The sequence below is a fragment of the Microcoleus sp. S13_C5 genome (genome assembly GCF_036700845.1).
GTDB lineage: Bacteria > Cyanobacteriota > Cyanobacteriia > Cyanobacteriales > Microcoleaceae > Microcoleus.
This window is the reverse complement of the sequence record NZ_JAUBPR010000176.1, coordinates 1-10,118: the sequence shown is the minus strand read 5'-3', so window position 1 is coordinate 10,118 and position 10,118 is coordinate 1. Positions and strand designations below refer to the sequence as shown.

At 44.8% G+C, this 10,118-nt stretch carries 6 protein-coding genes; 3 read left to right on the top strand and 3 right to left on the bottom strand.

Annotated elements, in window-relative coordinates; translation table 11 throughout:
* Window positions 1-384: 384 nt before the first annotated feature.
* A complete protein-coding gene (locus QUA04_RS27275) occupies window positions 385-672 on the bottom strand; it encodes a zinc ribbon domain-containing protein (protein ID WP_445242383.1) in 288 nt (95 codons plus the stop codon).
* Window positions 673-3,702: 3,030 nt separating this feature from the next.
* Here QUA04_RS27275 and ndhD1 point away from each other — a divergent pair.
* From ndhD1 to QUA04_RS27260, 3 genes are all read left to right on the top strand, one after another.
* Window positions 3,703-5,289, top strand: a complete 1,587-nt coding sequence (ndhD1, locus tag QUA04_RS27270) for a photosynthetic/respiratory NAD(P)H-quinone oxidoreductase subunit D1 (RefSeq protein WP_445242382.1) — start codon at window positions 3,703-3,705, stop codon at window positions 5,287-5,289.
* Window positions 5,290-5,547: 258 nt separating this feature from the next.
* Window positions 5,548-6,663: a M14 family metallopeptidase gene (locus QUA04_RS27265; protein ID WP_333263221.1), complete on the top strand. Its 1,116-nt coding sequence runs from the start codon at window positions 5,548-5,550 to the stop codon at window positions 6,661-6,663.
* Window positions 6,629-6,907, top strand: coding sequence for a hypothetical protein (locus QUA04_RS27260; RefSeq protein ID WP_333263217.1), 279 nt, complete (start codon window positions 6,629-6,631; stop codon window positions 6,905-6,907). The genes QUA04_RS27265 and QUA04_RS27260 overlap by 35 nt, the downstream gene beginning before the upstream one ends.
* Here the strand turns inward: QUA04_RS27260 and QUA04_RS27255 are convergent.
* Both QUA04_RS27255 and QUA04_RS27250 read right to left on the bottom strand, forming a co-directional pair.
* Window positions 6,878-9,388, bottom strand: coding sequence for an ATP-binding protein (locus QUA04_RS27255; protein ID WP_333263215.1), 2,511 nt, complete (start codon window positions 9,386-9,388; stop codon window positions 6,878-6,880). The genes QUA04_RS27260 and QUA04_RS27255 overlap by 30 nt on opposite strands.
* 356 nt (window positions 9,389-9,744) lie before the next feature.
* Window positions 9,745-9,930 (bottom strand): hypothetical protein, encoded by a 186-nt coding sequence (locus QUA04_RS27250; protein WP_333263212.1) that lies wholly within the window; start codon window positions 9,928-9,930, stop codon window positions 9,745-9,747.
* Between the last annotated feature and the right edge of the window lie 188 nt (window positions 9,931-10,118).

The window sequence follows — 10,118 nt, the reverse complement described above, 5'->3', positions numbered from 1 at the left end:
TTTTTAAACTACGACTCATAAACGCACCATACAAGCTATCTCTCTATTATATGCAACTTCACATAAAATTGGTATAATCCATAGAAAGTAATTGCTGAATACGTTTTTCGACTTCATCTGTCTAAATTCTTGCGATCAATATACCCTTTCAGTGATTGCCCTGTCAATGAGGAAAATTCAAATAGATATCAAACTCTCTCACAATCAAGTTTTCAGCATTTGTGTCTGACTCGCCTAGGTGCAAATCACTGCAAACCAACTCCTAGTAAAGCTTTCAGGCATTAAAACTCACCCCTTCTCTCCCCCACCTATAGCCAGACGCAAAATCTAGAGATATCCGGGTTCGTTGACATCCTCCCCGGCCGTACCGCGGGATTCCAAGAATCACTTCTGGGGCTTCCTCTTTCCACGACTCGACTTACATTGAGGAGTTCCCTCACAAATGCTCTTGTCGATGTCTCCAGAGGCGTTTAAGGTTCCCATGTGCCCCACGGTACGGAGTGCTAACTCAAGTATGTTAATTGCCGCATTCCAGTCTCGTAAGAGTACAAAACCACAATGATGACAGCGATGTGTTCTTTGACTCAAAGACTTCTTGATGAGTTCCCCACATTTGGAGCAGTTTTGAGAAATGTAGTGCGGTGGTACGGCAATCGTTACTACACCAAACACCTTGCCAAAATCTGAAGGGGTAACAAGAGAGCTATAAGATAGAACTGATAATGGTTTGCGCCCTTATCCCTCGCTGATAAAAGCGGCGTTTATGGGAGGACAAATGGGTTAATTATGCGGCCTTTTGGTGATATTGTTCCAAGTTTTTCACCCAGTTTTCTCCATCTAACCCCACGCCAAAGGCGCTGCGTCTTCGATAGATTCTCCCAAATTCTTTGGGACGACAGACATATTTGTGTCCCTGATGTTTGCTGATTTCACACCCGCGTATGGTTGATGGTAAATAAGCCAGAGACATCACCAAAATCATTGCGTTTAATCGCTCTCCTCTTAATCCAGTGCTTTCTAAGCTATAACCCCCACTTTTACACTCTCGGAACATTTATTCAAGACCCATTCTTAATTTATAAGATTCAATAGACTCCGTTAAACTTCCCAAATTAGTCAAGATATACCCCGGCTCTTTTGGTGTTTGACAACGGTAGCTTCTTTTCCATTTCGCTGCCCAAGCAAATCCTGAGAGCGGCACAGTTTTGCGGGTTCTCTTCCCTTGATAATATAAGGTCACTCCTGGTTTAATTGGCAACTCATCCAATCGGTGTCAAATTGGATTTTAGACTTCTAGACAAGTAGCTTTTTGCAACCTTAAACAAAATCCGACATTCCTTGCCGGGAGCCAGGTGGCTAAATCTAGGGAACAAAACTCGCGGTCTCCTAGCAGCACTATTTCATACTCTTTTAACCTTTCTAAGATTGGGGAGAGTACGCTTCCTTTTTCCTCCTAGTTACTGTTGCCTAAGTATGGCAGTAATCTCCAAGCTAAGGGAATGGTTCTTGTTGAGTCAATCACGCTCACCATCAGCAAGTTGATATTTTTCCACTGGCTGCGGTTAGTCGCTAGGTATAACTTCTGTTGCGGCTTTTTTTGCACCGACTTCTAAGGGCAATAACTGATGATGGGCCACAATAAGCTACTAATTGTTAAGCTGGGTAAATCTCAGAATATTTGTATCTTTCTGCGTCTTCCTTCACAAGTTATTTACAGCGGAAACACTCTCGCTATGGTTTCTAGTCTGACTTCTTTTTCTGCTTGAAAGATGTTGATTAGAAGCAGCAACATCAGGAACTGGGCGCGGTCCAGTTGCTTCTCTAGATGCTCGTGATAGAATTGCAGTAACATTTTTTTGATTTTTGGGTTTGCTTGTCACTATAGCCGACCCATCTTTTTTTGAATCGACAAGCTCTCATCCTTTCTCTCTAACGGTTTCAGCTTCCTTGTTACCCCCCAGCTCCCGAACAAAGCACGGTGGATTAATTGTCGCCGGAGCACTGTATTATAGAAGAGGCGATCTGGTATTCGGAACTGGGAAGACTATCAGTCATAGAGTGCATCAACAATGAATTTAATTGAAGCAATTAAATCTGTTCCCGACCCTCGACAACCGAGAGGAATCAGACATCCTTTATGACTGATGCTAACAATAATTGTATTAGGCAGTTGTACGGGATATTGGGGCTATAAGCCCTTGGTTTATTTTACCACAAATCAGCGAGCAACCCTGAGCAAATGATTGAAGCTGTCACCCGATGTTCGCTTCCCGTCCGACTCGACTTTTAGAAACATAATTCAATCATTAGATTTTGAGATTATCGCCGTCCTTTTTGATGTAGGGTCACAACAAAATTTACCGCTAACACCTGGAGAATTGATGGCAATCGATGGAAAAAGTATCAAAAGTACCTCAGTCGGTGACCAGAGTTCTTACCAAAAATTTGTCAGCATGGTTTCTGTCTACAGTCATCATCATGGATGGGTAGTACGACATAAAGTCATGGAAAATCATCACCGAGCGTGAAATCTCCGTTGTTGAGGAACTGATCGGAGAACTATCCGGTTCTCAGGTGGTAATTAAAGCGGACGCGCTGCATTGTAAAAAAAAGGCTGCGGTTAATTATTGAGGGTGGTGTAATGACTATATAGTTACCATTAAAAAGAATCAATTAAGTCTATTTAAAACAGCTCAGAAAGTAGTAAATTTTGCCGATGTGATCGACTCACATCACGCTGATGAACGCTTACAGGGACGCACTACAGCTCGAATCACCACAATTTATGCCATCGCTCCTCAATTATTACCTTTGTAGGCGGGGCCCCGAGCACATAATTGCAATCCTCAGAAGTGGCAGCAGATGGAAAGGTAAAAAAAGTCGGCGTGGAGCCGGTTGATTTCCATGAATCACACTATTATTTAAGTAGTCTGGACTGGTCAGCCCGTCAAGCAAGCCGAGGCAATTAGAGGACACTGCTTAATTGAGTATAGACTGCATTGGGTTAAAGATGTGACGTTAAATGAGGATAACTGTATTCATCGCGGTGGCAACGCACCTGCTAATTGGGCAATGGGCGTGACAATTTTTAGTATCTTTGGCTCGGATGAGTGGTACGAATACTCGGACACAAGCTTTAAGATTGATAGCTAATCAAATTGACAATCAAGCGCCAGTTGCTTTTCGGTTTCTGTAGCCTCCAAGAACCCGTTAAGTCCTTCACGCGAGCGCCAGCAAATAGCCTCTGATCTTGGTTTGTTCTCTTGACAATTAATCCACCCTGCTTCTTAAGGGGGATTTAGGGGTATCTGAACTGGGCGAGCACCGAAAGATACAAAAGTTTTTAGGCTTAAGTTCGCACGCTTTGGGCATTGCCGTATCCCCACTAGGAGATATTTTTAGAAATGATATTAGGTTAATAAATCACCATTGACAATTAGCAAATATAGCAATCCTTGCAGGAGTCATAAATTTTTTACCTCACCCCAACCCTCCCCTTGCCAAGGGGAGGGAGTAAGAAATTCACAAATGATTTAGGATTGCTAGAGAAATAAATCTTTCACTAAACTTAACTGTTGCGATCGCATAATTTGTCCAAATAAGAGCCAAAAAAATTGTTCCGTCTAAAGAAAGTATAAAATTTAGACCAAAATTGCCAAAATGTGTTTAAACCTAATAACTGATGGCTCATTTTAAAACGCAATGGATACAGCTAACTTTCCCTGGTTGACAACAACAATCCTGTTTCCCATTGCTGCGTCCTTGCTGATTCCTTTAATTCCCGATAAGGATGGCAAGACGGTGCGGTGGTATGCCTTGATTGTCGGTTTGATTGATTTTGCTCTGCTTGTTTACGCTTTTTACACTCAGTACGACTTTAACAATCCAGATTTGCAACTGGTAGAAAGTTACTCTTGGGTGCCGCAACTCGATTTAAATTGGTCTGTGGGTGCTGACGGTTTGTCGATGCCCCTGATTTTGCTGACTGGTTTTATTACCACTTTAGCTACTTTAGCAGCTTGGCCGGTCACTTTTAAACCGAAGCTATTTTACTTTTTGATGCTGGCGATGTACGGTGGCCAAATAGCAGTTTTTGCCGTGCAGGATATGCTGCTGTTTTTCCTGGTTTGGGAACTGGAATTAGTCCCGGTTTACTTGATTTTGTCAATCTGGGGCGGCAAAAAGCGCCTTTACGCAGCAACTAAGTTTATCCTGTACACGGCAGGGGGTTCGCTGTTTATTTTGGTTGGCGCGCTGACGATGGCGTTTTACGGCGATACGGTGACTTTTGATATGCGGGCGATCGCAGCTAAAGATTACGCCCCCAATATAGAATTGCTCCTGTACACAGGTTTCTTAATAGCTTACGGCGTCAAACTGCCGATTTTTCCCCTGCACACTTGGCTCCCTGACGCTCACGGCGAAGCAACCGCACCCGCCCACATGTTGCTAGCAGGAATTCTGCTAAAAATGGGCGGTTACGCTTTGCTCCGGATGAATGCGGGAATGCTCCCGGATGCTCACGCTACCTTCGCGCCCATCTTGGTAATTTTGGGTGTGGTTAACATTGTTTACGCCGCCTTAACTTCTTTTGCTCAGCGCAATTTGAAGCGGAAAATTGCTTATTCTTCGATTTCGCACATGGGGTTTGTGCTGATTGGAATAGCTTCGTTTACCGATTTGGGAACCAGCGGTGCAATGCTTCAAATGGTTTCCCACGGTTTAATCGGGGCGAGTTTGTTCTTCATGGTAGGATGCACTTACGATCGCACTCACACGCTCATGCTCGACGAAATGGGCGGTGTCGGACAGAAAATGCGTAAGGTTTTTGCGATGTGGACTGCTTGTTCTATGGCTTCTTTGGCGTTGCCGGGAATGAGCGGTTTTGTAGCAGAATTAATGGTGTTTGTGGGTTTTGCAACGAGCGATGCTTACAATCCGGTGTTTAAGGTTTGCGTGGTATTTCTAGCTGCTGTCGGCGTGATTTTGACTCCGATTTATCTGCTGTCGATGCTGCGTGAGATTTTCTACGGGCCTGAGAATAAGGAATTGGCGGAACACGAAGAGTTGGTGGATGCGGAACCGCGAGAAGTGTTTATTATTGCTTCGCTGTTGGTGCCGATTATTGGCATTGGTTTGTATCCGAAAATTCTGACTCAGGTTTATGATGCGACGACTGTACAGTTGACTGCAAGATTGCGGGATTCTGTGCCGTCGCTTGTGGCTAAGGCTGCTGCGGATAAAACTGTGTCTCTGCGTGCTCCGGCGATCGAGCCGAGTAAGTTGTAATTTGAACAAGATGTAGGAAGAAAACCCCCAAAATCTTAGAAAGATAGAGTTTGGGGGTTTTCTATTTTTGTTTATAGACAAATCAGGGAAACTTGGGCTCTCAAGCAATTTGGAGTTGGGTTTGAGAAAAAAAGTAGGTATGCGGTCAAGGAGTGCGATCGGAGTGTTAGACCGCAACTACAGTATAATTAATACTTATGCCATGTGAGTTATCTTTTCAGGCATAATTGTAAGGTTAGTGGTGGGTAATCAAGATTTATGAGCTATTCAGAAGCATTTTCACCCAACTACATTACTGCACGAGAGCGATTTCGAGCAGCATCTTCATCTTTTGGTTATCAGCACACAGCCTATCCAATTGATCAGGTTAGTCCAACTGGTGAAGAATTAACTATTGATGTGGCGATCGGTGGTTCTTCAAACCCACGACGATGTGTAGTCATTTCTAGTGGCTTGCATGGAGTAGAAGGATTTTTGGGCTCTGCAATCCAACTTACCTTGTTAGAAAAGCAGCAACTTCTCACATCCTTGTCACCTGATATTAAGGTTGTATTTATTCATGCTCTGAATCCTTATGGTTTTGCATGGCGACGACGTTGGAATGAAAATAACATAGACTTAAACCGTAACTTTTTATTATCTGAAGGAGCTTTTGAGGGCAGCCCAAAGGACTATCCTAAATTCAATTCCTTTTTAAATCCAACTTTACCTCCATCACGCTTTGAACCTTATATTCTTAAATCTATCTGGCTGATATTGAGATATGGAATGACCAGTTTGAGAAACACTTTTCCAGTAGGGCAATACGATTTTCCCAAGGGACTTTTTTTTGGTGGTCATGCTGCATCCAAAACTCAAGAGATTCTAGCTAGCAATCTGCCCCAATGGATTGGTAATGCTTCAGAGGTAGTGCATATTGATTTCCACACAGGTTTAGGACGGTGGGGAACTTATAAGCTTTTGCTTGACGAATCTGCAACATCAGAATCTTGTTCAAGACTAGCTCAAAGATTTGGAGCAGAAACAATAGAACCGAACAGTACAGAAGGTGTGTCATATCCAATTCGCGGTGGATTAAAAACTTGGTGCCAAGCTCTTCTACCAGAGTGTCGCTATGATTTACTAACTGCAGAATTTGGCACTTACTCAACGATTCAAGTCTTGAAGGCATTGCGGGCGGAGAATTGTGCTTACTGGTGGGGTAAGTCAGACCAGAGCTATGAATGGACAAAACACCAGTTGGTAGAAATGTTTGCACCCATATCTCGCCAGTGGCGAGAACAATGCTTAGCTCAAGGACTTGATGTTTGTAAACGAGCCTTGATTGACAGAAGGGGTTATGACGGTCAGCGATCGCAAAACCCAATACTTTAAAATTACCATTTGGTCGATCGCTCTTCAATTCGGTATTGCGATCGCTCTCTTAATTTCTAGCGTTATTGTTCTGCCAAGAGTGCGATCTTTGGAAAGGGCGATCGCGCTTCTAAGATTCTTACGGCTTCAGATCGAGCAGTTGGCGGTAATTGACACCCCGATCGATTATTGTACCACCTCAGATTGTGTGATGGCTGCACTGAACGCGAAGTGGTTAAGATTCAGCAGCGATCGGGAATCCTGAAATTGTCTGTTGCCGAATAGGGATCTGAATCACAAACTCAGTGCCTGAGCCAGGTGTAGAAAAACACTTGATTTGACCGCGATGTTTTTCAGTAATGATGTGATAACTAATCGACATTCCCAAACCCGTACCTTTACCCAGGGGTTTGGTGGTGAAAAAGGGGTCAAAAATGCGCTGCTTCACTCGGTCTGGCATACCGATGCCGTTGTCAGCGATCGCAACCTCCACCCATTGATTGTCGATCGCAGAAGTCCGAATCGTAATCTGGTTCGGGGTGTCTTTAAGCTCCTGATAGGAGCGTTTGCTATTCATCTCATCTAGGGCATCCAGGGCATTGACCAAAATATTCATGAATACCTGATTGAGTTGTCCGGGGAAACATTCCACCTTGGGCAATGTGCCATAGTCTTTGATCGTTACCACGCCTGGACGATCCGATCTATCTTTGAGTCGGTGTTGCAAAATCAGCAATGTACTTTCAATTCCCTCGTGAATATCAACATCTTTGAAGTCTGCTTCATCCATGCGAGAAAAGTTTCGCAACGAGACGACAATACCGCCAATTCGCTCGGTTCCTACCCTTATAGATGAAATTATCTTTTGGATATCTTCAGTGAGGAATTCCAAATCGATTTCCTCTGCCATTGCTTGCACGTCTGGATCGTTGCTGGGATGGCGCTGTTGATAGAGTTCTATCATCTGCAGCAGATTTTGGGTATATTCGTCCAGGTGGGTGAGATTACCGTGGATGAAGTTGACCGGGTTATTGATTTCATGGGCAATTCCCGCAACCAACTGTCCCAAGCTAGACATTTTTTCGCTTTGGATAACTTGCATCTGAGCTTTTTTCAGTTCGTTTAGGGTCGTCTCCAGGTCTTTAGCTTGTGCAGTCGAGGAGATTGCTAGTTCTTCGATCGCAGCAACCTGGGGCAGAGTTGTCCAGCAAGCAATCGCCACTCCCACAAATGCCAGCGTCATCAACACAATAATCAGCAGATAGGGATTGTTGGTTCCGGCTTCTACCCGCAGCCAAGAGCGGATGAGCCAACTGATCGTCGCTGCACCACAAATCAGCGCAATTAAAATTGCGACCTGAAGCACCACAAAGTCTTCGTTTTTAGGAGGAGTTACTGGCTTGGTATGCAGTCTATCCCACCACGGTAAATGCAAAAATGCCCAAGGAATCCGCAGAATCGCAGCGTCGATCGCTATCACTGCTAACGGCAACAGCAATCCGAGACAAAAATCCATCCATCCCCAGGCAAAACCACCCACCACCAGGGAAATGAACTCCACCACCAGTAATGCTAAGGATAGTCGCCCCCAACGCACGACTGGATCGTTGCGCTGCATCCACAGCCCCAAGTGCAACCCCATAATAGAAATGAAAAAACTCACCCCTGACACCACGACAATTTGAGTGGTGTTGCCCCATACTAAAAATCCTAAACTACATATAAAGGTTAGCAACAGCGCGGGTTCTAGGGCACCCCGACGGGACACTGCGCCAAACACGGGAGACAACAGCCCATCCTGCGCGAGTTGGAAAAGGATGCGGGGCGTATTGCAAACGCTAGTCGCAGATCCCAACAAACAGCTAGCCGCAACCAGCAAAGTGACTATGACAGGGGCAGCTTCTCCCCAGAAAGGCTTGGCAGCCACCAGGAATTTGCCGTACACATTGCCTTCTAAACCGGCAGCGGTTGCCAACTGCACCAACACTAAAGTGCCACCCACAAACACCAGAGGCATGAACCAGGCAACCCAAGACAACGCCTTAAGGCTGTCTTTTGGGTGGAGACTGTCTGCTACAAAGGATGAAGCTGTGTCACAGCCATAAAAGCTATAAGCGGCAAACAAGAACCATTTCAGCCAGTCCTGGACACTGATGGCATCAATGCTGCTGGGCAAGAGTCCGGGGCTTTGGGGCGAAAAGGCAAGCCAGCCTAAACCCTGAACGCAGAAGAGGAGTAAAAAGCCGATCGAAGGAAACACAAAAAAGAGGTGCAGAATGGCGACGGCGCGGGTGCCACTGAATGCTACAAAGTAAGCGATCGCAGTAAAACCGATCTCAAACACTTTTTCTGGAATATTCAGCCCCATCGGTTCTAAATGGAATTGGATCAAATCTGTGATGACGATCGCATTAATGGGCGGAAAGGAAACCCACCCCAAGAAGTAGGCAATCCCCAAATAGCGGCAAAGGGCAGGGTAACGATGGAGCAATCGCGTGATGTAATTTGGTGTTCCCCCAGATACATCTGGATATTTCTCACCCAAACTCTGAACTTGAAGGTTAAACAGAATTCCGACGATAACACCAGGAATCCAGACCAACAGCGATGCGGAGCCAATTTTTGCTTGCATCGACGGCGCTAAGGTAAACCACATCAGATATCCAACCACACTAAACCCCCAAGCTTCCGCAGAGGACATGGTGCGCCGGAGGCGATTCAGAAATGGCACAGGATCTATTTCCATAACAAGCAGATAGGGGTAATCCTATTGTGATACAATTGCAATTTTTACAGTCAATAAAAAACAAATACCTAGTGTTTCCTTCGAGGGATGAGAATTCAAAGCTCGCTCTGATGTAGCGCTGAAAGATTGAGGCAATAAGTTGAGGTTGCTAGCGATCGCACTCTCGATCACAACTCATTGGAACTGATATCTTGCACCAGTTGCAATAACCCTTTCATGGGCGGACTAGAAGAGCAACGGCCCACAAAAAAATTCACTTTTTGTGGAACAGCCCGAAAAGCTTATGAAGCGAGAATGATGCAATATCTCAGTGGAGACGGACTCAAGAAAGTCTTTTCACTTTGTTTAATATGCCGTTAGCTAGCGATCGCAATACTCAATACTTTAAAATTACCCGTAGATCGATCGCCCTTCAATTCGGTGCGATCGCACTTGCGGGTTTCTATCCTTATTGTTATACGGAGAGTGCGATCTTTGGAAACGGCGATCGCGCGGAGGAAGTTTTGATTCGATCGCGCTCTAATAGGCAAAAAAGATAGCAAGAAAACCCCCCAATCCCGTTTAAAAATGGGGTTGGGGGGAATTCGTTGAGGCTGGCAAGCATACTCATCCGACTGATATCGTTACCGATCGCAATATTGGACGGAATTTTCCGGCTCTCCTGAAGTTGCGGTGATATTTTTATCTAATTAGAAAAGCAAGCTAATACGCGTTCTCGAAAATTATCAAA

What these genes read in the sequence shown, in the direction of transcription:
- QUA04_RS27260 (WP_333263217.1), top strand. Translation starts at nt 6,629, where the DNA reads ATGACGGTCAGCGATCGCAAAACCCAATACTTTAAAATTACCATTTGG.
- QUA04_RS27255 (WP_333263215.1), bottom strand. Translation starts at nt 9,388, where the DNA reads ATGGAAATAGATCCTGTGCCATTTCTGAATCGCCTCCGGCGCACCATG.
- ndhD1 (WP_445242382.1), top strand. Translation starts at nt 3,703, where the DNA reads ATGGATACAGCTAACTTTCCCTGGTTGACAACAACAATCCTGTTTCCC.
- QUA04_RS27265 (WP_333263221.1), top strand. Translation starts at nt 5,548, where the DNA reads ATGAGCTATTCAGAAGCATTTTCACCCAACTACATTACTGCACGAGAG.